21 protein-coding genes are annotated in these 19381 nt (G+C 70.6%); 14 read left to right on the top strand and 7 right to left on the bottom strand.

Annotated features, from left to right (window positions below):
• The coding region (locus tag VLI41_RS07805; protein ID WP_325267509.1) for a hypothetical protein at positions 1–220 on the bottom strand (220 nt) is incomplete at its 3' end.
• Positions 221–317: 97 nt separating this feature from the next.
• Between VLI41_RS07805 and VLI41_RS07800 the strand changes: the two genes are divergently transcribed.
• From VLI41_RS07800 to pth, 4 genes are all read left to right on the top strand, one after another.
• Positions 318–1253: a ribose-phosphate pyrophosphokinase gene (locus VLI41_RS07800; protein WP_325267508.1), complete on the top strand. Its 936-nt coding sequence runs from the start codon at positions 318–320 to the stop codon at positions 1251–1253.
• 122 nt (positions 1254–1375) lie between these two features.
• Positions 1376–2428 carry a hypothetical protein gene (locus VLI41_RS07795; RefSeq protein ID WP_325267507.1) on the top strand — a complete coding sequence of 351 codons (1053 nt, stop codon included), beginning with the start codon at positions 1376–1378 and terminating at the stop codon, positions 2426–2428.
• Positions 2429–2534: 106 nt separating this feature from the next.
• Entirely contained in the window at positions 2535–3191 is a 657-nt protein-coding gene (locus tag VLI41_RS07790; RefSeq protein WP_325267506.1) for a 50S ribosomal protein L25/general stress protein Ctc, read from the top strand.
• Positions 3192–3339: 148 nt separating this feature from the next.
• Positions 3340–3963 carry an aminoacyl-tRNA hydrolase gene (pth, locus tag VLI41_RS07785; RefSeq protein ID WP_325267505.1) on the top strand — a complete coding sequence of 208 codons (624 nt, stop codon included), beginning with the start codon at positions 3340–3342 and terminating at the stop codon, positions 3961–3963.
• A gap of 9 nt (positions 3964–3972) precedes the next feature.
• Here pth and VLI41_RS07780 read toward each other — a convergent pair whose 3' ends face one another.
• Complete coding sequence (locus VLI41_RS07780) at positions 3973–4992, bottom strand: fatty acid desaturase (protein ID WP_325267504.1); 1020 nt, start codon at positions 4990–4992, stop codon at positions 3973–3975.
• Between the two features lie 150 nt (positions 4993–5142).
• Here VLI41_RS07780 and ychF point away from each other — a divergent pair, with 150 nt between their 5' ends.
• The 3 genes from ychF to VLI41_RS07765 are packed head-to-tail and all read left to right on the top strand — an operon-like array spanning position 5143 to position 7624.
• On the top strand, positions 5143–6240 hold the full coding sequence (gene ychF, locus VLI41_RS07775; protein ID WP_325267503.1) for a redox-regulated ATPase YchF: 1098 nt from the start codon (positions 5143–5145) through the stop codon (positions 6238–6240).
• 25 nt (positions 6241–6265) lie between these two features.
• The gene (locus tag VLI41_RS07770; protein ID WP_325267502.1) at positions 6266–6940 is read left to right on the top strand and encodes a dienelactone hydrolase family protein; all 675 of its coding nucleotides are present in this window, start codon (positions 6266–6268) and stop codon (positions 6938–6940) included.
• A gap of 6 nt (positions 6941–6946) precedes the next feature.
• Positions 6947–7624, top strand: a complete 678-nt coding sequence (locus VLI41_RS07765) for a dienelactone hydrolase family protein (protein ID WP_325267501.1) — start codon at positions 6947–6949, stop codon at positions 7622–7624.
• Here VLI41_RS07765 and VLI41_RS07760 read toward each other — a convergent pair.
• A complete protein-coding gene (locus tag VLI41_RS07760; protein ID WP_325267500.1) occupies positions 7621–8097 on the bottom strand; it encodes a hypothetical protein in 477 nt (158 codons plus the stop codon). The two genes, VLI41_RS07765 and VLI41_RS07760, sit on opposite strands and share 4 nt — an antisense overlap.
• A gap of 48 nt (positions 8098–8145) precedes the next feature.
• On the bottom strand, positions 8146–8673 hold the full coding sequence (locus VLI41_RS07755) for an adenine phosphoribosyltransferase (protein WP_325267499.1): 528 nt from the start codon (positions 8671–8673) through the stop codon (positions 8146–8148).
• A 50-nt stretch (positions 8674–8723) separates the two neighbouring features.
• On the opposite strand from VLI41_RS07755, the gene VLI41_RS07750 reads away from it, so the two are divergent.
• Positions 8724–9596: a hypothetical protein gene (locus VLI41_RS07750; protein ID WP_325267498.1), complete on the top strand. Its 873-nt coding sequence runs from the start codon at positions 8724–8726 to the stop codon at positions 9594–9596.
• On the opposite strand, the gene VLI41_RS07745 is transcribed toward VLI41_RS07750, so the two are convergent.
• The 3 genes from VLI41_RS07745 to petA are packed head-to-tail and all read right to left on the bottom strand — an operon-like array spanning position 9541 to position 12270.
• Positions 9541–10386 (bottom strand): cytochrome c1, encoded by an 846-nt coding sequence (locus VLI41_RS07745; protein ID WP_325267497.1) that lies wholly within the window; start codon positions 10384–10386, stop codon positions 9541–9543. The two genes, VLI41_RS07750 and VLI41_RS07745, sit on opposite strands and share 56 nt — an antisense overlap.
• Positions 10387–10393: 7 nt before the next feature.
• Positions 10394–11710, bottom strand: coding sequence for a cytochrome b/b6 (locus VLI41_RS07740; RefSeq protein ID WP_325267496.1), 1317 nt, complete (start codon positions 11708–11710; stop codon positions 10394–10396).
• A 5-nt stretch (positions 11711–11715) separates the two neighbouring features.
• Positions 11716–12270, bottom strand: a complete 555-nt coding sequence (gene petA, locus VLI41_RS07735; RefSeq protein ID WP_325267495.1) for a ubiquinol-cytochrome c reductase iron-sulfur subunit — start codon at positions 12268–12270, stop codon at positions 11716–11718.
• A gap of 449 nt (positions 12271–12719) precedes the next feature.
• On the opposite strand from petA, the gene hemF reads away from it, so the two are divergent.
• The 6 genes from hemF to VLI41_RS07705 form a co-directional block, all read left to right on the top strand.
• The gene (gene hemF / locus VLI41_RS07730) at positions 12720–13598 is read left to right on the top strand and encodes an oxygen-dependent coproporphyrinogen oxidase (RefSeq protein ID WP_325267494.1); all 879 of its coding nucleotides are present in this window, start codon (positions 12720–12722) and stop codon (positions 13596–13598) included.
• 207 nt (positions 13599–13805) lie between these two features.
• Positions 13806–15074, top strand: coding sequence for an efflux RND transporter periplasmic adaptor subunit (locus tag VLI41_RS07725; protein WP_325267493.1), 1269 nt, complete (start codon positions 13806–13808; stop codon positions 15072–15074).
• A gap of 11 nt (positions 15075–15085) precedes the next feature.
• On the top strand, positions 15086–15778 hold the full coding sequence (locus tag VLI41_RS07720) for an ABC transporter ATP-binding protein (protein WP_325267492.1): 693 nt from the start codon (positions 15086–15088) through the stop codon (positions 15776–15778).
• The gene (locus tag VLI41_RS07715) at positions 15775–16923 is read left to right on the top strand and encodes an ABC transporter permease (RefSeq protein WP_325267491.1); all 1149 of its coding nucleotides are present in this window, start codon (positions 15775–15777) and stop codon (positions 16921–16923) included. The genes VLI41_RS07720 and VLI41_RS07715 overlap by 4 nt, the downstream gene beginning before the upstream one ends.
• A 10-nt stretch (positions 16924–16933) precedes the next feature.
• Entirely contained in the window at positions 16934–18106 is a 1173-nt protein-coding gene (locus VLI41_RS07710; RefSeq protein WP_325267490.1) for an ABC transporter permease, read from the top strand.
• Positions 18107–18444: 338 nt separating this feature from the next.
• A partial coding sequence (locus VLI41_RS07705; RefSeq protein WP_325267489.1) for a hypothetical protein occupies positions 18445–19381 on the top strand: 937 nt, incomplete at its 3' end.

Below are 19381 nucleotides of genomic sequence, written 5' to 3'. Positions count from 1 at the left end.
AGAAGCCGAAATAGCTATGGTCGCCCAGCTCGCGCACCGGCAGGGCGTCCGGGCACCGGCCGAGGCGCAGCCGGACCCCGCCCCGCGCCAGGCCCTCCCAGTTGCCGGGCTCGCTCCACTCTCGCTGAAAGCCCAGCACGTCTACGTAGTAGGCGCTCTCGCCGGCCAGGTCGTGCACGGCCAGGACATAAGCCTGGGGCGTCAGTTGCGGTCCGCTCATGCGGTCAAGCTTACGCCAACCCTGCCGCCCCGTCTGGACTCCGGCGCGCCCGCTGGTACAAGCGCGCGCAATCGCTGAAATCGACGCGGGGGCCCCGATGAAGCTGCTGGCCGGCAACTCCAACCGTACGCTGGCGCAGGCCGTCTCGGTCCACCTCGACGTCCCGCTGACCAAGGCGCAGGTGAAGCGGTTCCCCGACAACGAGGTGTGGGTGACCATCGACGAGAACGTCCGCGGCGAGGACGTCTTCGTGATCCAGTCGACGAGCTATCCCGCCAACGACAACCTGATGGAGCTCCTGATCTGCATCGACGCGCTGAAACGCGCCTCGGCCAAGCGGATCACGGCGGTGATGCCCTACTTCGGCTACGCCCGGCAGGACCGCAAGACGGGCGGCCGCACGCCGATCTCGGCCAAGCTGGTCGCCAACCTGATCACCCGCGCCGGCGCGGACCGGGTGCTGACCATGGATCTGCACTCCGGCCAGATCCAGGGCTTCTTCGACATCCCCACCGACAACCTGCAGGCCGCGCCGCTGATGGCGCAGGACATCAAGGCGCACTACGCCAAGACCAGCGAGCTGATGATAGTCTCGCCGGACGTGGGCGGCGTGGTCAGGGCGCTGGCGCTGGCGAGCCGGCTGGAGGCCGACCTGGCGATCGTCGACAAGCGCCGCTCGGGGCCCGGCAAGACCGAGGTCGCCAACATCATCGGCGAGGTCTCGGGCCGCCGGCTGATCATCTTCGACGACATCGTCGACACCGCCGGCACCCTCTGCTCGGCCGCCCAGTCGCTGATCGACGCCGGCGCCGAGGAGGTCTCCGCCTACATCACCCACGGCGTGCTCTCGGGTCCGGCCTCGGAGCGGGTGAAGGCCTCGGTGCTCAAGGAGCTGGTGGTCACCGATTCGATCGAGCTGCCCGAGAACATCGGCCCCGACTGCCGCATCCGCCAGGTGTCCTGCGCGGGCCTGGTCGGCGAGGCGATCCGCCGCATCGCCAACGAGGAGAGCGTGTCCAAACTCTTCGACTAGAGGCGATTTGCGGGCGCATCGTCCGGCCGCGCTTGCTCAGGAAGAATTTACCGGGCAAGGCCAGAATCTCTCGGGGGGCCGCTGTTAGTTCTTCACCACTCGTTCGAGGGGAAGGCCGCTTGATGAGCATCCAGGTTCCGGGCCGCCGCGGGCTCGCGCTCGCCGCCGTCGTCACGGCCGCCGTCCTCGCCGGTTGCGCGCAGGAGGCGCCGCCATCCGCGCCGGCCCCGCCGCCGGCCGCCCCCGTCCCCAGCGTCAGCCTCTCCCAGAAGCTTCTCGAACAGGCGAGCGCCTATCGCGCCTACGTCGATCGCGCCGCCCAGATCTCGCCGGCCTTCACCGACGGGGCGGCGGTCGCGCAGGGCTTGCGGGTGGGCGAGTCCTATCAGCCCGACCAGCTGCTGCGCGGGGCGATCGCCTATGGCGCGGTCGTGGCGCTGCAGGACCCCGGCTTCCGCGAGGGCGTGCGGACCTACGCCAAGGACCCCGACCAGCGCCGCCAGGTCGCCTATGAGATCATGAAGGACCCGGCCTATACGATCGGCTTCAGCGGTTCGGCGGGGGCCGCGGGCCTGGTGGTGAACGCGTTCACCGAAGATGGCCGCAAGCTGTTCGACGACGGCAAGGCCGTGAAGCAGGCCGCCTACGACGTGCAGCACTTCGCCTGGTCGAAGGCCGAGGTGCCGGGCCGCGACGCGCGGCTGGCCATGGCCAAGCAGCTGTCGTCCATGCCGCTCGAAGGCTCGACCGACATCACCGCCAAGCTGCAGCAGGCGGTGACCGGCGCCGAGCCGCTGACCCTCGCGGCCAACAGCGCCGCGCCGCCCTACACGCCGCTGGTGGTCCGCTCCATGGCCGTGGCCGCCCTGGCGGCGCTCGGCTACGCCGATGACGCCAGCCTCGAGCAGGTGATGCCGCTGACCGCCGAGCCGCACTCGGCCCAGTGCCTCAACATGTCGAAGCTCAACCTCTACCAGTGCCTGGCGGTCGCCAAGCCGCACTACGAGGACGTGTTCTGCCTCGGCCAGCACGTGCTCAAGGACACCGGCGCCTGCCTGCTGCGGGGCGCGGGGGCGGCCGACCCGGACCCGCCGGTGTTCGATACGCCGCGCATCACCCAGGTCTCCACCACGCCGACGACCAAGCGCCCGCACCGTCGCAAGAAGCCGGATTGAGCCGCCCGCCCCGTTGCGCGGGACGGGCCGATTGTGTATCTACGCGCACCCTTTTTTTGCGTCGCCGCGCGCCGATCGCGCGGCGGCTTCGTTTTGAGGCGGGGCCATGGCCGAGATCGTTCTGAATGTTGAGGTCCGCGAGCGCGCCGGCACCGGCGCTGCGCGCGAGACCCGCCGCGCGGGCCTGGTCCCGGGAATCCTCTACGGCGGCGACCAGAAGCCGGTCTCGATCACCGTGAAGGCCAACGAGTTCCGCAAGGCGCTCTACACGGGCAAGCTGCTGGGCCACCTGGTGACCCTGAAGTACGGCGCCGAAAGCCAGCGGGTCATCGCCAAGGACGTGCAGGTGCACCCGGTGACCGACGAGCCCCTCCACTTCGACCTCTATCGGGTGGACGAGCACCAGGAAATCCGCATCGCCGTGCCGGTGCACTTCCGCAACCACGAGGAGGCGCCCGGCCTCAAGCGCGGCGGCACGCTCAACATCGCCCTGCACGAGGTGATGGTGCTGGTTCCCGCCGACCAGATCCCCGAGGAGCTGGTGGTGGACCTCACCGGCCTGGAGATCGGCGACAACGTGCGGGTCTCCGACATCCGCCTGCCGCCCGCCGCCAAGGCGGCGATCGACGCCGACGTCGTCGTGGCCTCCGTCACCGGCATGATGGCCGAGGTGGCCGAAGAGCCTGTCGAGGGCGCGGCCGAGGCCGAGGGCGAGGAAGCCGCCGCCGAAGCCGAAACGAGCGAGGAAGGCGGCGAGGCGTAGGCGTTCCCTCCTCGCGGGGAGGGACAGACCGCCGAGCGGTCAGGGTGGGGATGTGTGGGCCAGAACACGGCGTTCTCAGCTTGATCCCGGCTCCCCCACCCGGTCCGAGCTGCGCTCGGACCCCCCTCCCCATTAAGGGAGGGACGCGATGCTGCTGATCGCAGGGCTCGGCAATCCCGGGCCGCAGTACGCCAGGAACCGCCACAACATCGGCTTCATGGCGGTCGACGAGATCGCGCGGCGCTGGGGCTTCGGACCGGAGCGGCGGCGCTTCCAGGGCCTGGTCCGCGCGGGCGAGATCGAGACTCCGCAGGGCCCAGTCAAGAGCCTCATCCTCAAGCCCCAGACCTTCTACAACGACTCGGGCCATTCGGTCGGCGAGGCGCTGGGCTTCTTCAAGCTCGATCCGGCCGAGCTGGTGGTGTTCTACGATGAGATCGACCTGGCGCCCGGCCGCTTTCGGATGAAGGCGGGCGGCGGGGCGGCCGGCAACAACGGCATCCGCTCCATCACCGCCCAGGTGAGCCCCTATTTCCGTCGCGCCCGGATGGGCACCGGCCACCCCGGCCACAAGGACCTGGTGCAGGGCCACGTGCTCTCGGATTTCCACAAGGCCGAGCTGAAATGGGTCGAGCCGCTCATCGCCGCCTGCGCCGATGCGGCGCCGCTGCTGGCGGCCGGCGAGGACGAGAAGTACCAGGCCGAGGTGATGCGGCTCGCGCCCGCCGAGAAGGCCGATCCGCGCGCGCTGGCCCGCGGCAAGGGGGACTGAGCGGGAGCTTCAGGCCGCGCTGGGCTGCGGGCTGCGGCGTTGGGCCTCGCGGAAGGAGACCAGCCGGCCCTTGGCTTCGTCCCAGAGCGCCAGCCGCATGGAGGTGAACGCCTGGCCGAGCGTGAGCCGGCTCGTCTCGTTCAGCCGCGGATGGTCCTTCAGCACCTGCGGCAGCCGGTAGAACGGGATCTTGCTGCCCAGATGGTGAATGTGGTGCGCCCCGATGTTGGCGGTCATCCAGCGCAGCACCGGCGGCAGGATCAGGTGCGAGCTGCCCTTCAGCGCGGCCTCCTCGGCGGTCCACGCCGGCTGCCGCGCCCAATAGGCCTGCTCGTACTGGTGCTGCACGTAGAACAGCCACACGCCGACGCAGGCGGCGGCCACCACGATCGGCAGGTGCACCAGCAGCAGCGCGCGCGGGCCCGCCAGCATCAGCTGGACGACAATCAGGAGCGCCAGGCCCAGGCTGTTGCCGAGCACGCTCAGCCAGGCGCGCCCCTGGCCCATCAGCCCGATCGGCAGCCGATGCTGCAGCAGGAACATGTAGGCGGGGCCGAGGACGAAGATGACGAGCGGATTGCGGTAGAGGCGGTAGCCCAGCCGCTGCAGGCGCGGCTTGGCCATGTATTCGGCGACCGTCATGGTCTCCAGCGCGCCCAGGCCGCGGCGATCGAGGTTGCCGGAGGTGGCGTGGTGGATCGCATGCGTGCGCCGCCAGTAGTCGTAGGGCGTCATGGTCAGGACCCCGATCAGCCGCCCGGTCCATTCGTTGGCGGTGCGCGAACGGAAGAAGGCCGCGTGCCCGCAGTCGTGCTGGATCATGAACAGCCGCACCAGGAAGGCCGCCGCCGGCAGGGTGATGAACACCCCCCACCACCAGCCGTGCGAGACCGTGAACAGGGCCGCGCCCCACAGCGCCAGGAGCGGCGCGGCGGTGATCGCGATCTCCAGGGCGCTGCGCCGATGGCTGGGGCGCTGGTAGCGCGCCAGCACCTGGCGAAGACCGCCCTCCTCGGGAAGCATGCTCATGACCTGGGAATCTCTCGCTCGGCTGACACGGTACGCTAGATGGCCGTTCGGTGCGCCCTTCGATAGGGGCTCGGCCTGCGACAAAAGCCGTTCGCGGCGGCTCTGGCCGCATGCTAGGTCCCGCCCCTCTAACGTTGTCTGAAGGATCCCATGGTCTTGAAAGTCGCCATCGTCGGCCTGCCGAACGTCGGCAAGTCGACCCTGTTCAATGCGCTGACCGAGACCGCCGCGGCCCAGGCCGCCAACTATCCGTTCTGCACCATCGAGCCCAACGTCGGCGACGTGGCGGTGCCTGAGCCGCGCCTCGAGGCGCTGGCCAGGATCGCCGGCTCGAAGGAGATCATTCCGGCCAGGATCAATTTCGTCGACGTGGCCGGCCTGGTGCGCGGCGCCTCCAAGGGCGAGGGGCTCGGCAACCAGTTCCTGGCCAACATCCGCGACACCGATGCGGTCGCCTTCGTCGCCCGCTGCTTCGAGGATTCCGAGGTCACCCACGTGGAGGGCCGCCTCGATCCGCTGGCCGATCTCGACATCGTCGAGACCGAGCTGATGCTGGCCGACCTGGAGAGCCTCGAGAAGCGGGTGGTCAACCTCGAGAAGCGGGCCAAGACCGGCGACAAGGAAGCCGGCGCCACCCTGCGCCTGGTCCGGCTGGCGCTGGCCGAGCTCGAGGCCGGCCGCCCGGCGCGGGTGGCGAAGGTCGCGCCCGAGGACGACAGGGCCTGGCGCATGCTGCAGCTGCTGACCGCCAAGCCCGCCCTCTACGTGGCCAATGTCGACGAACCTTCCGCCGCCATCGGCAACGAGCTCTCCAGGCAGGTGGAGGAACGCGCCGCCCGAGACGGGGCCAAGGCGGTCGTGATCTCCGCCAAGATCGAGAGCGAGATCGCCCTGCTCGACGCCGACGAGCGCGGCGAGTTCCTGGAGACGCTTGGCCTCGCCGAGCCCGGGCTCAACCGGCTGATCCACGAGGCCTACAAGCTCCTGGGCCTGCAGACCTACTTCACCGCCGGGCCCAAGGAGACGCGCGCCTGGACCGTGCCGGTGGGCGCCACCGCCCCCCAGGCGGCGGGCGTCATCCACACCGATTTCGAGAAGGGCTTCATCCGGGCCGAGACCATCGCCTACGATGACTACGTGCGGCTGAACGGCGAGACGGGCGCGCGCGACGCCGGCAAGATGCGCTCGGAAGGCAAGGACTACGTGGTCAAGGACGGCGACGTCATGCACTTCCGGTTCAATGTCTGAGACGGGATCCTCTGGGAGGGGCGAGATGGGCGAGACGATCAGAATCGCGGGCGCGGACGGCTTCGAGTTCTCCGCCTACCACGAGCCGTCGTTCACCCCGCGCAAGGGCGGGGTTATCGTGATCCAGGAGATCTTCGGGATCGACCGCCACATCCGCGCCGACGTCGGCCGCTGGGCCAAGGCCGGCTACGACGCCGTCGCGCCCTCGCTCTACGATCGCCGCGAGTGGGGCTTCACCGCCGAGCACGACCCCGCGGGCATGCAGGCCGGCATCGCCCTTGCGCGCGCGACGCCGATCGAGCAGGCGCTCACCGACATCGCCGCCGCCCGCGATTTCCTGAAGGCGCACGGCGCGCAGAAGGTCTGCGTCGTCGGCTACTGCTACGGCGGCTCGCTCGCCTGGCTCGCCGCCTGCCAGCTCGACGGGATCGCGGCCGCCTCCAGCTACTACGGCTCGATGGTGCAGGCGAACGCCGCCCTGACGCCGAAGTGTCCCACCATCGTCCACCTCGGCCGCGCGGATCACGGCATTCCCGCCGACGAGGTGCAAAGGGCGGTTCAGACCCATAACCCGGGCGTGGCGGTCCACATCTATGACGGCGCCGGGCACGGCTTCAACAACGAGAGCCCGGAGCGCTACAACGCCGAGGCCGCCGACCTCGCCCGCCACCGCACGCTCGAGCTGTTCGAGGCGGCGTGAGGCGACGTGGGAGAGACAGTCAGTCTGCGGAGCGCCCGCGACGGCTTCACCTTCGGAGCCTATCGCGCGCCGGCCACCGAGGCGCGGCGCGGCGGGCTCGTCATCTGCCACGCAATCTGGGGGGTCACGCCCCATCTGCGCGAGCTCGCCGACGGCTATGCCGACCTGGGCTACGAGGTGCTGGTCCCGAGCCTCTTCGACCGCTTCCAGCGCGGCTTCGCCGACCGCGACACAGACCCGGCCCTGATGGCCCGCCAGAACGGCTTCGCCGAGGCGAGCGGCTGGGGCGCGGAGGTCCTGGACGCGGTGCAGGCCGCGATCCTGGCATTGCAGCCGCCGGTGTTCGCGGTGGGGTTCTGTTTCGGGGGAACGGTCGCGTGGCTCGCTGCCGGCCGCTGCGAGGGCCTTTCGGCGGTCGCCTGCTACTACGGCCACATCGCGCGCCATCTCGAGGAGACGCCGAAGGTCCCTGTGCTCCTGCACTTCGGCCGCCGCGACGAGCTGATCCCCCCAGCCGACGTGGAATCGATCCGCCAAGCCTACCCTGACCTCGCCGTCCATCTCTACGACGCGGGCCACGCCTTCGTGGCCCCGAACGGCTACGACGCCGAAGCCGCGCGGCTCGCCGGCCTCCGCACCCTCGCCCTCTTCGCCAACCACGGCGGCGGACGCAGCGCGGCTTAGCGTCCCTCCTCCACGATCCGCTCGCGAACCTCCGGCACCCGCTCCAGCGCGCGCACCAGCACGGCCTGGGCCGCCAGGATGCCGATCCCGGCGGCGTAGGCCGAGAACACGTTGGCGTGGTACTGCCCGCTCTGCGCGACCGCCGCCACCTGCCGGTAGATGAACAGCGCCGCGCCCAGCAGCAGCGCGACGCCGGTGACGATCGAGACCGGCGTCTGCCCGAAGCCGGCCTTGAAGCTCAGCCAGACATAGCGGGCGAGCGATCGCTTCAGCACCGGCACCACCAGCGGGATCACCAGCGAGGCCAGCAGGAACAGCGCCGGCCACAGCAGAGTCCAGCGCAGCACCGCCCCGCCGCCGCCGGGCAGGCGGCCGAGCGCGTGCACCACCGCGCCCGAGTAGATCAGGCTCGCAGTGGCGACCGTCAGGTCCTGCATCCGCTTGAAGTTCCGCCAGGCGCGCGTGAAGGCCATGGCCCGAAAATTTAGGCGCCCGCTGGGGCGGGGTTAAGGCGCCCGCGATCAATGTCCCGCGAAGGCGACAAGCGTCGAGACCGGCACGCCGGCGGACTTCAGCTTCGCCGCCCCGCCAAGCTCCGGCAGGTCCACCACGAAGCAGGCCGCGACGATCTCCGCGCCGCCCTGGCGCAGCAGGTCGACCGCCGCCAGCGCCGTCCCGCCGGTGGCGATCAGGTCATCCACCAGCATCACCCGCTCGCCGCGGGCCAGGGCGTCGATGTGCATCTCGATCGCGTCGGTCCCGTATTCCAGGGCGTATTCCACGGTGCGGGTCTTGTGCGGAAGCTTGCCGCGCTTGCGCAGCGGGATGAACCCGGCGGAGAGCTGGTGGGCGACCGCGCCCCCCAGGATGAACCCGCGCGCCTCGATGCCCGCCACCTTGTCGACCTTCATGCCGGCGAACGGCTGCACCAGCTCGTCGACCGCGCGCCGGAAGCCGCGGGCGTCGCCCATGAGCGTGGTGATGTCGCGGAACATGATCCCGGGCTTCGGATAGTCCGGGATGGTGCGGATGAGGCTGGTCAGGTCCATCGGCGCGCCTGCGGCGGATCGAGGTGTGCTTATCGCCGAGCGGGGCGGGCTTGGCTATCGTCGAAGGCCAGGTGCGACTCACCCTCACCCTTCTCGCCCTGGCCGCCGCGGCGGCCGCCCCCGCCGCCCGGGCGGGGGACACGGCCTGCTGGCTCGACCAGGGCGTGGTGGTCGTCCCGGCCGAGGTGCTGGGCGTCGCCGGCGACTACATCTTCGACACCGCCGCGCCCACGACGCTGCTCGGCGACACCCAGGCCGGCGGCGCGGGCTTCGCGGCGACCTCGCTCGCGGGCCAGATCCGCATCGCCGGCCTGACGCTGGAGACCCGCCCGGTCGAGGTCGCCAGGCTCGACCTCCGCACCGGTCTCTTCCCCACCCCCATCGCCGGGGTGATCGGCGCGGACCTGCTGAAGGCCTATGTGGTCGACGTCAGCGTCTCGCCCTGCCGCGTCTCCATCCGGCGGCCGGGGCGCGCCCCGCCCTTCCGCGCCCGCGCCGTCCTGCCGCTGCGCTGGATCGCGGGACTGCCCACGGTGGAGGCCTCGGTGTCGGACGGAACGCGCGCCTGGCGCGGCGCCTTCGCGCTCGCCACCGGGGCCGACACGGCCGTGCGCCTGAGCGATGCGGTGGCCCAGGCGCCCGGCGCCGGGAAGCCGCAGGAGCTCTTTCCCTACGGTGTCCTGCGCCCGAAGCTGCGCGCCCTGGGGTTCGCGGGCGATCTCTACGAAGGCCTGCCGGCCGGCCTGATCAAGGCCCCGGATCCGGCGCTGGCCGGCCAGATCGGCGCGCCGCTGCTCGCCCGCTACCGCCTGCGCTTCGACTTTCCGCGCGGGCGGCTGCTGATCGCGCCGGCCGCGCGGCCCCGCCCTAGTGGGAGACGTTCCGCCAGATCCGGCGATAGCTCGCATAGAGCAGGCCGGTGAAGATCAGCAGGTAGATCATCGCGCCCAGGCCGAACTGCTTGCGCTCCTCCATCTTCGGCTCGGCCGCCCAGGCGAGGAACGCGGCCACGTCGCGGGCCTCGTTGCTCACGGTGGAGGGGGTTCCGTCGTCGAAGGTCACCTTGTTCGGCGCGAGCGGCGGCGGCATGGCGATGAAGCCGCCCTTGGGGACCTGGTCCTTCGGCCCGGTCCAGAACGAGCTCACGTCGCCGGGGAAGTAGGGGTTGTAGTAGCGGCCGGCCATGACGTTCAGGCCGCGCGGGGCCGGTACGAACCCGGTCAGGATCGAATAGATGTAGGCCGGACCGCCCTCCCGCGCCTTGGCCATGACCGAGAGGTCGGGGGGCGCCTTGCCGCCGTTGGAGCCAGCCGCCGCGGCCTCGTTGGGGAACGGCGCCGGGAACTTGTCGGCCGGCGTCGCCGGGCGCTGGATGTCGTCGCCGGTCTCGGAATCGATATCCTTGACCTTGATGTCGGCGGCCAGCGCCTTGACGTACGGATTCTGGATCGGGTTGGGGTACTTCGGGTCGTAGAACGGCCCGCCCTTCTGGCCGAGGTTGCGGAAGTACATCAGGTCCATCGAGTGGCAGGCCGAGCAGACCTCCCGATAGACCTTGTAGCCGCGCTGCAGCTGTTCGGCGTCGAACTTGCCGAACGGGCCCTCGAAGGACCAGTGGATGTCCTTCGGCGGCTCGTTGGTGGTGGCCGCCAGCGCCGGCGCCCCGACCAAGGCGAGCCCCAACACCGCGAGCGCGAAACCTTTGCGCAGCATCTCAGGCTCAACCCTTCTTGGTGGCCGCGGCCGTCCCGACCGGACCGCTGGCGGGATGCGACAGAACCGGCTCGGAGATCGACTCCGGCATCGGCAGGGGCTTCTCTTTGAGCCCCATCACGGGCGTGATGATCAGGAAGTAGACAAAATAATAGAGCGCCACCACGCGCGACAGCCAGACCATGGTGTTGAGGTCGTAGTCGCCGAGCGTGAAGGTGGTGAACCCTGGGATCACCTGGTCGGCCGGCTCGTGGGCGCCGCACCAGCCCAGGATCAGGCAGGCCAGGATGAAGATGAAGAAGTAGAGCCGGATGGTCGGGCGGTAGCGCATGGAGCGCACCTTCGAGGTGTCGATCCACGGAAGCACGAACAGGATGGCGATGGCGCCGAACATGAACAGCACCCCGCCCAGCTTGTTCGGGACCGAGCGCAGGATCGCGTAGAACGGCAGGAAGTACCACTCGGGGACGATGTGCTGCGGGGTGACCAGCGGGTTGGCCCGGACCGAGTTGTCGGGCGCCAGCAGCGCGTTCGGGAACCAGAACACGAAGAAGGCGAACAGGATCAGGAACAGCGCGATCGCGAAGCTGTCCTTCACCGTGTAGTACGGATGGAAGGGGACGGTGTCGTCCTTCGACTTCACGTTGACGCCGGTCGGATTGTTGTTGCCCGGCACGTGCAGCGCCCAGATGTGCAGCGCCACGACGCCGGCGATCACGAACGGCAGCAGGTAGTGCAGCGAGAAGAAGCGGTTCAGCGTCGGATCGTCCACCGCGAACCCGCCCCATAGCCAGGTGGTGATGGCGGGCCCCACCAGCGGCAAGGCGCCCAGCAGGTTGGTGATCACCACCGCCCCGTGGAAGCTCATCTGGCCCCAGGGCAGGACGTAGCCCATGAACGCCGTGGCCATCATCAGCAGGTAGATGATGCAGCCCAGGATCCACAGCACCTCGCGCGGCGCCTTGTAGGAGCCGTAATAGAGCCCGCGGAAGATGTGGATGTAGACCGCCAGGAAGAACATCGAGGCGCCCGAGGCGTGCATGTAGCGGATCATCCAACCGTAGTTGACGTCGCGCATGATCCGCTCGACCGAGTTGAAGGCGTAGTCGACGTGCGGCACGTAGTGCATCGCCAGCACGATGCCGGTGACGATCTGGATGCCGAGGCACAGCGCCAGGATGCCGCCGAAGGTCCACCAGTAGTTCAGGTTCTTGGGCGTCGGGAAGGTGACGACGCTGTCGTAGGCCAGCCGGATGATCGGCAGGCGCATGTCCATCCAGCGCTCGAAGCCGGTCTTCGGCTCGTAAGTGGAATGTCCGCTCATCGTCGTCAGCCGACCTTGATCTTGGTGTCGGAGAGGAAGTTGTAGTCCGGCACCGCCAGGTTCTTCGGCGCCGGGCCCTTCCGGATCCGGCCCGAGGTGTCATAGACCGAGCCGTGGCAGGGGCAGAACCAGCCGCCGTAATCCCCGCCGCCGAACGTCGGCACGCAGCCCAGGTGCGTGCAGGTGCCGATCAGGATCAGCCACTGCGGCTTGCCCGGCTTGTGCCGGCTCTCGTCGGTGGCAGGGTCGCGCAGGTCGGCGTGGTCGTCGTGCACCGCCTCGGCGATCTCCTTGGGCGTCCGGTAGCGCACGAACAGCGGCTTGCCGCGCCACTTGACCACCACCTGCTGGCCTTCCTGGACCTTGGTCAGGTCGAATTCGATCTCGGCCATCGCCAGCGTGTCGCCGGCGGGGTTCATCTGGTCGATGAACGGCCAGGCCAGCGAGACCACCGCGCCGGCGGCGGCCGCGACGGTGGCGATGTGGATGAAATCCCGGCGATGGGGATCGTCGGCTGACGCGTGCGGATCGGGGTTTGCGCCGAGTGCGGTGTCAGACACCAAAGCTACCCTTCAAATTCGAGGCCCCGAGCGAGGGGCGCTGAAGCCTTTGGACCCGTCCAGAGCCCCGGTAAAGGGCCGCCGGATGGGACCTCGTTCGGGGCAGGACGAATATCGCGGAAGCGCTCGCGAGACCTCGCCGCGTTCCGTGATTCGCCTCTCTCTGCCCCCGGTCCATCCCGTGGCGGTTCGCTTAGAATGCGTTTGGCGCTTTTTCAACCGCACAATCCGGAAAACCTCGGCGCGGCCGTCAGGTTGGTCGTCTGCCTGGGCCCGCCGCGGTGGATATGGCGCCTGGCGCCAGGTGATGCGCCATGCCCCCTCCGGCGTAATTCTCACGGATTCCGCTACTCGCCGGCGACGTTCGCCATGCAGGGGCCCGCCCGCCGGGGCGCAGCACGGGACGAACGGCTTCCCAAGCCCCGCCCCGCCGGGCTAGCACGGCGACGATGAGCAGCCTGCCCGCCGAAATCCTCGCACGCCGCGAGCGCGCCAAGGCCTGGTTCGAGGCCCTGCAGCAGCGCATCTGCGCCGAGCTCGAGCGGCTGGAGGACGCGGCGCCGGACGAGCTCTATCCCGATCCGCCGGGCCGCTTCGAGTTTCGGCCGTGGACCCGCGAGACGGGCTCGGGCGGCGGGATCGGCGGCTTCTTCTCGGGCCGGCTGTTCGAGAAGGCCGGCGTCCACACCTCGGCGGCGCTCGCGCGCTTCACCCCTGAGATGGCGGCGACCATGCCGGGCGCGGACCGGGACCCGAGCTATGTCTCGGCCTCGATCAGCCTGATCGTCCATCCGCGCTCGCCCCGCGTGCCGGCCGTGCACATGAACACCCGGTTCCTGTCGACCGCGGTGAGCTGGTTCGGCGGCGGCGCCGACCTCACGCCCATGCTGGACGAGCAGCGAAGCCCGGACGCCGACGACGCCAGGCTCTTCCATTCGGCGATGCAGGGCGCCTGCGACGCCTTCGATCCGGCATGGCACCCGAAGTACAAGGCCTGGTGCGACGAGTACTTCTTCCTGCCCCACAGGGGAGAGCCGCGCGGCGTCGGCGGCATCTTCTACGACCGCCACGACTCCGGGGATTTCGAGCGCGACTTCGCCTTCACCCGGGCCGTCGGCGAGGCCCTCCTGGAGGTCTACCCGAAGATCGTCCGCCACCGCATGGACGAGCCCTGGACGGAGGCCGACCGCGCCGAGCAGCTCGTCCGCCGCGGCCGCTACGTGGAGTTCAATCTGCTCTACGACCGCGGCACCATGTTCGGCTTCAGGCAGGGCGCCAACATCGAGACCATGCTCTCCTCCATGCCGCCTCTGGTCGCGTGGCCCTGACGCGAGCCGGCCGATCGCCCGAGCCTGGCGCGGAATTGGCCTTTACAGGCTAGACTACACTCGTAATCTCCCCCGGATGGCGCGAATCTGAACTGCAATTCACTTCGTAGGCGGTTGCAAACGGGGGATGCTGGCCAAGATGCCAGGGGCGGGTCACACGCGGTGGACGAGCGCGGGCCTGGAGCGCTGGCTCGCCGGGGCCCCGGCGTGAGCAAGAGCTCGCTCATCGACCAGCTGAAGATCGAGCGGGAGCCGCAGGCCGCCGTGGCGCGGCGCCGGCGCGGGCCGAACCTCTGGCCCTGGGCGCTGGGCGGCCTGGCCGCGCTGGCGGCCATCGTCGCGGTGGGCTGGTTTGTGGTCGCCCGGCCCGACCTGGTCAGCGTCGAGACCGCGACCGCCAGGCCGCTCGGCGGCGGCGGCGCGGCCGAGGGCCGCTCGCTGCTCGACGCCTCGGGCTACGTCGTCGCGCGCCGGGCGGCGACGGTCTCCTCCAAGATCACCGGCAAGGTCGCCGAGGTGCTGATCGAGGAGGGCCAGCACGTCGCGGCCGGCCAGGTGATCGCCCGGCTCGACGACTCCAACGTCAGGGCCGCGCTCGACCAGGCGCGCGCGCAGGCGGCGGCCGCACAGGCCGGCGTGCGCGTCGCCCAGGCGAACCTCGAGAGCGCCGGTCCGAAGGCCGAGCGCAGCCGCAAGCTGCACGACAAGGGCTTCCTGAGCGACCAGGACGTCCTGGACGCCATGGCCGCGGCGGACGCGGCGCGCGAGAACCTGGCGCTCGCCCAGCGCCAGGCGCAGGTCGCGCAGGCGGCGGTCGAGGTCCAGCGGAGGGCCGAGGACGACACCGTCATCCGCGCCCCGTTCGCCGGCGTGGTGACCGTCAAGGCGGCGCAGCCGGGCGAGATGGTCTCCCCGGTCTCGGCCGGCGGCGGCTTCACCCGCACCGGCATCGGCACGATCGTCGACATGGATTCGCTCGAGGTCGAGGTCGACGTCGCCGAGAACTTCATCAACCGGGTGACGCCGGCCATGCCGGTCAGCGTCCGGCTGAACGCCTATCCGGACTGGGACATCCCCGGCGAGGTGATCGCCGTCGTGCCGACCGCCGACCAGTCGAAGGCGACGGTGAGCGTGCGGGTCGGGCTGCAGCAGAAGGACGCGCGGATCATTCCGCAGATGGGCGCCCACGTCGCGTTCCTCGGCCCCAAGCCCACTGGCGCGGGGACGCCGCAGTCGGGCCGCTCGGTGGTGGTGCCGGCCGAGGCCGTGCAGAGCGAGGACAGCGGCCAGACCGTGGTCTTCGTGATCGCCAACGGCCACGCCGAGCGGCGCGCGGTGCGGCTCGGCGAGAAGACCAGCCAGGAACAGAGCCTGATCGCCGGCGTCAGCCCCGGCGAGGCGGTCGCTGTCGCAGGCGCCGAAAAGCTGAGCGACGGCCGGGCGGTGAAGGTCCGGCGCAAGCCGGCGACGACGTGAGGGAGGGCGCGATGGAGCCTTTGGTCAGCGTGCGGCGGGCGATCAAGCGCTACAAGCGCGGATCGGAGAGCGTCGAGGTGCTGCACAACCTCGACCTCGATGTCGCGCCGGGCGAGTTCCTGGCGCTGATGGGGCCCTCGGGCTCGGGCAAGACCACGCTGCTCAACCTGATCGGCGGCCTCGACCGGCCGACCGAGGGCCAGGTGCTGGTGGCCGGCGAGCCCATCGACGACCTCTCCGGCGGCGAGCTCGCCAAGTGGCGCTCGCGCCACGTGGGCTTCGTCTTTCAGTTCTACAACCTGATGCCGACGCTGTCGGCCGAGCGGAACATCGAGCTGCCGCTGCTGCTCACCAACCTGTCGCGCGCGCAGCGCAAGCGCAGCGTGGCCTCGGCGCTGGAGCTGGTCGGCCTGACCGACCGGCGCAAGCACAAGCCCTCGGAGCTCTCCGGCGGCCAGCAGCAGCGCGTGGCCATCGCCCGGGCGATCGTCACCGACCCCACCCTGCTGGTCTGCGACGAGCCGACCGGCGACCTCGACCGGGAGACCGCCGAGGAGATCCTGGGCCTCCTGCAGCTGCTCAACCGCGAACAGGGGAAGACCATCATCATGGTCACCCACGACCCGAAGGCCGCCGAGTTCGCCAGCCGCGTCGTCCACCTCGACAAGGGCGCGCTCGCCGCCGAGCCGGCGGTAGCGGCGTGAAGTTCCTGCCGCTGATCTGGGCCGGGCTCTGGCGACGCCCCGGGCGCACGATGCTGACGCTGGTCTCGATCGCCAGCGCCTTCGTGATCTTCGGCGTGCTGCAGGGCTTCACCTCCGGGCTGGACCGGCTGGTGGCCAACGCCCAGGCCGACGTGCTGGTCACCGCCAGCCGGGTCGGCCCCCTCGACCTCATGCCGCTGGCGGACCTCGCGGTCCTGAAGCGCACGCCCGGGGTCAGGGCCGTGGCGCGGATCGTCTTCTTCGGCGGGCCCTTCCGCCAGCCGGGCGCCTTCCTGCCCGCCCAGGCCATCGACCCGGACGAGGCCCGGGCGCTCGACGACCAGCTGCGGATCGCGCCCGCGCAATGGCAGGCCCTGAAGGCGACGAGGAGCGGCGCGCTCGTCCCCGCCGACGCCGCCAAGCTCTACGGCTTCAAGGTCGGCGACCGCATCCCGCTGACGCCGCAGTTCTACGCCAACAAGAACGGCGGCAAGGCCTTCCCGGTGGACGTGGTCGGGATCTATCCCTCGAATCCCGACGACAACGTGTTCGGCGGCGTCGTCCTGCTGAACTACGACTACATCGACCAGAGCCGCGTCTCGGGCCCGGGCACGGTCAACGACTACCTGGTGCGGATCGACGATCCCCTGAAGTCGGGCACGCTGGCGCTCGCCATCGACCGCCAGTTCGCCAACTCGCCGCACGAGACCAAGACCTACTCGCTCCGGCAGCTGGCGCTGGCCTCGGTGGCCCGGCTGGGCGACGTCGGCCTGGCGGTGCGGCTGATCGCCGGGGCGGTGTTCTTCGCGCTGCTGTTCTCGGTGGGCTCGGTGATGATCCAGGCCGGGCGCGAGCGGATCGTCGAGCTGGCCGTCCTGAAGACGCTGGGCTTCGGCGATGCGGCCCTGGCGGCGCTCACCATCGCCGAGGCGGTGCTGCTCTGCCTGGCGGCGGCCATCGCCGGGCTGCTGATCTCGACGGCGCTCTATCCGGTGGTGATGAAGACCATCCACTTCAACGTGAAGGCGGGCCCTGCCCTGCCGGCCGGCCTGATCGTCGCCGTGCTGTTGGCGCTCGTCACCGCCACCATCCCAGCCTGGCGGGCGGCGCGGCTTTCGATCGTCGATGCGCTGGCGGGACGCTGAGGAGGACCAGATGCATCCGCTCCGGCAAATCCTGGTGACGACGGCCCTGGCCCTGCGCAGCCTGCCGCAGCGGCTCGGACCCTCCCTGGTGACCGTGATCGGGGTCGCCACGGTGGTCGCGGTGATGGTCTGCATCCTGGCGATCGGCCAGGGCGTGCGGCGCTTCGTCGACGTCAACGCCCAGGAGGACCGGGCCGTGCTGCTGCCGGCGAGCGGCGCCTCGGAGTTCGCCGGGGCCTTCACCACCGCCGACGTGGCGGTGCTGCAGTCCGCGCCGGGCGTCAAGCGCACCGCCGACGGCCGGGCGATGATCCAGCCGCTGGCGGCCGTCGGCGTCGAGGTGGTCCGCCGCAAGGACGGCGCGCCGCAGAACGAGATGCTGCGCGGCACCGGCGAGATCGGCAACCTGATGAACAAGCCGACCCTGCACATGGTCCAGGGACGGATCTTCCGGGCCGGCATGCACGAGCTGGTGGTCGGCAAGACCGCCCACGACCTGTTCCGCGGGCTGGACGTGGGCGATACGATCGACATCCGCGGCGCGCCCTGGCGGGTGGTCGGCATCTACGCCGACGAGGGCGGGATCGACGAGAACTCGCTGGCCGGCGACGTGGAGACCATCAAGGCGGCGTTCGGCAGCACGACCTACCAGAGCATCGGGGTGCAGCTCGCCTCGGCCGCCGACTATCGCCGCTTCCGCGACTGGGTGATGTCGAACCCGCAGCTGAACGCCCAGGTGAAGACGCTCGGCCAGTACTATCGCGACCAGATGAAGCAGCTGCGCGTGCTGTTCGATTTCGTGGGCTTCTTCGTGGGCGGCGTGATGGCGGTGGGAGCCGCGGCCGGTGCGGTGACGACGCTCTATGCGGCGGTCGATGCGCGCGTGCGGGAGATCGCCACCCTGCGCGCCATCGGCTTCGACGGCGGCTCGGTGGTGGTCTCGATCATCGTCGAGGCGCTGGCGCTCGCCATCCCGGGCGCGCTGATCGGCGTCGGCCTCGCGGCCCTGGCCTTCAACGGGCGCGGCGTCGACACCGCCGGGCTGGCGTTCCAGGCGAGCGTCACGCCGTCCCTGGCGCTGACCGGCGTCGGCGTGGCGCTGGCGATCGGGCTGATCGGCGGCATCTTCCCGGCGCTGCGGGCGGCGCGGCTGCCGGTCGCCGAGGCGCTGCGGGCGAGCTGAGCGGCGGCAGGCGAACAACATCGCAACACGATAGCAAGTCGCGCGGCGGCCCCTGGCCTGCCGAGGCCGCGGTCTCTCACTCGCCGCCGCGCGGTCGCACTAGGTCTGACGCCGCCGAACGGAGCCATCCGGCGAACTGACGCAGGGTCGCGCTTTCAGGCGCGGGCGGGCTTTTCCGCCACCAGCGTGACGCTCGAGGGGACGAACGGCGCCTGCGGCGGCAGGCGTGGGACGGCTCGGCCAGCGCCGGCGCGAAGGCGCCAACCGCCGGTTGTCCGTGCAGACCGGCGCAGGTATGCAGGGTCCCTCAGCGAGGGGGAGCCATGCGATTGAGCCAGGTGCGTTCAGCGCCCCCGCTCGCGCCGTGGCGCGCGCGCGCCGGCCTGATGGCCCTGGCGGCGGCCGGGCTGGCGTTCGGGCTGTTCGTCAGCTTCCGCTACGCCGTGAGCCTATGGATGCCGGATTCCGACATGGCGGTGCCGCTCGCCCTGTGGCGAGGGTTCCAGCGTTACGGCTGGAGCTTCCTGCCCTCCTGGCGCTACACGCCCGACAACTGGCTCTTCTCGCTGGCCCCGATCGACGGCCTGGTCTTCGCGATGGCCGGCGGCAGCCCGACGACGCTGGTGGCGACCGGCTGGGCGATCTTCGCCGCGAGCCTGGCCCTCACCGCGGCCCTCGCCTGGCGCCTGGCCGGGGCGACCGCGGCCCTGGCGCTCGCCTGCGTGCTGGCCTTCCCCAATCCCGCGGCGCTCGGCGGCGCGGGCTACCTCGCCTATCCGGTGACCCACAACGTCTCCATGGCCTGGGCGCTGGCGGCCCTGGTCATCGCCGCCGCCGCCATCGAGCGCGGCTCGGTCCTGCTTGCGCTGGCGAGCGGGGCTTGCGAGGTCATCGACGCGGTTTCCGATCCCTGGGCCATGCCGGCCATCGTCCTGCCGTTGATCCTGGCCGGCGGGCTCGTGGCTTTTGTCCACCGGCGCGAGCGGGCGGCGCGAGGCGCGGCGGCGCTGTTCGCGGCCTCGCTGCTGGCCGCCTGGGCCGCGCAGAGCCACGCCTGGGGCGCGCTTTCCTTCCTGCCCGACGCCCAGTTCCACCTGACCAGCCCGGCCGGCGTGGCGCACAACCTCTGGACGGCGGCCAAGAACCTGGCGGCCATGGCAAACGTGCTGCCCGGCGCGGACCTGGGCTCCAAGTGGGTGCTGCGGGTCGACTTCATCGCGCTCTCCCTGGTGCTGGCGGCCGGCGCGGTCGGCGCGGCCCTGGCGGCGCGGCGAG

The organism is Phenylobacterium sp. (genome assembly GCF_035475775.1).
In the GTDB taxonomy this organism is placed as follows: Bacteria; Pseudomonadota; Alphaproteobacteria; order Caulobacterales; family Caulobacteraceae; genus Phenylobacterium.
This window is presented reverse-complemented; position numbering and strand designations above follow the sequence as displayed.

Bases quoted from the DNA above. Each gene is read 5' to 3' on its own strand.
- VLI41_RS07800 (WP_325267508.1), top strand. From the start codon at position 318: ATGAAGCTGCTGGCCGGCAACTCCAACCGTACGCTGGCGCAGGCCGTC.
- VLI41_RS07795 (WP_325267507.1), top strand. From the start codon at position 1,376: ATGAGCATCCAGGTTCCGGGCCGCCGCGGGCTCGCGCTCGCCGCCGTC.
- VLI41_RS07790 (WP_325267506.1), top strand. From the start codon at position 2,535: ATGGCCGAGATCGTTCTGAATGTTGAGGTCCGCGAGCGCGCCGGCACC.
- pth (WP_325267505.1), top strand. From the start codon at position 3,340: ATGCTGCTGATCGCAGGGCTCGGCAATCCCGGGCCGCAGTACGCCAGG.
- VLI41_RS07780 (WP_325267504.1), bottom strand. From the start codon at position 4,992: ATGAGCATGCTTCCCGAGGAGGGCGGTCTTCGCCAGGTGCTGGCGCGC.
- ychF (WP_325267503.1), top strand. From the start codon at position 5,143: ATGGTCTTGAAAGTCGCCATCGTCGGCCTGCCGAACGTCGGCAAGTCG.
- VLI41_RS07770 (WP_325267502.1), top strand. From the start codon at position 6,266: ATGGGCGAGACGATCAGAATCGCGGGCGCGGACGGCTTCGAGTTCTCC.
- VLI41_RS07760 (WP_325267500.1), bottom strand. From the start codon at position 8,097: ATGGCCTTCACGCGCGCCTGGCGGAACTTCAAGCGGATGCAGGACCTG.
- VLI41_RS07755 (WP_325267499.1), bottom strand. From the start codon at position 8,673: ATGGACCTGACCAGCCTCATCCGCACCATCCCGGACTATCCGAAGCCC.
- VLI41_RS07745 (WP_325267497.1), bottom strand. From the start codon at position 10,386: ATGCTGCGCAAAGGTTTCGCGCTCGCGGTGTTGGGGCTCGCCTTGGTC.
- VLI41_RS07740 (WP_325267496.1), bottom strand. From the start codon at position 11,710: ATGAGCGGACATTCCACTTACGAGCCGAAGACCGGCTTCGAGCGCTGG.
- hemF (WP_325267494.1), top strand. From the start codon at position 12,720: ATGAGCAGCCTGCCCGCCGAAATCCTCGCACGCCGCGAGCGCGCCAAG.
- VLI41_RS07720 (WP_325267492.1), top strand. From the start codon at position 15,086: ATGGAGCCTTTGGTCAGCGTGCGGCGGGCGATCAAGCGCTACAAGCGC.
- VLI41_RS07710 (WP_325267490.1), top strand. From the start codon at position 16,934: ATGCATCCGCTCCGGCAAATCCTGGTGACGACGGCCCTGGCCCTGCGC.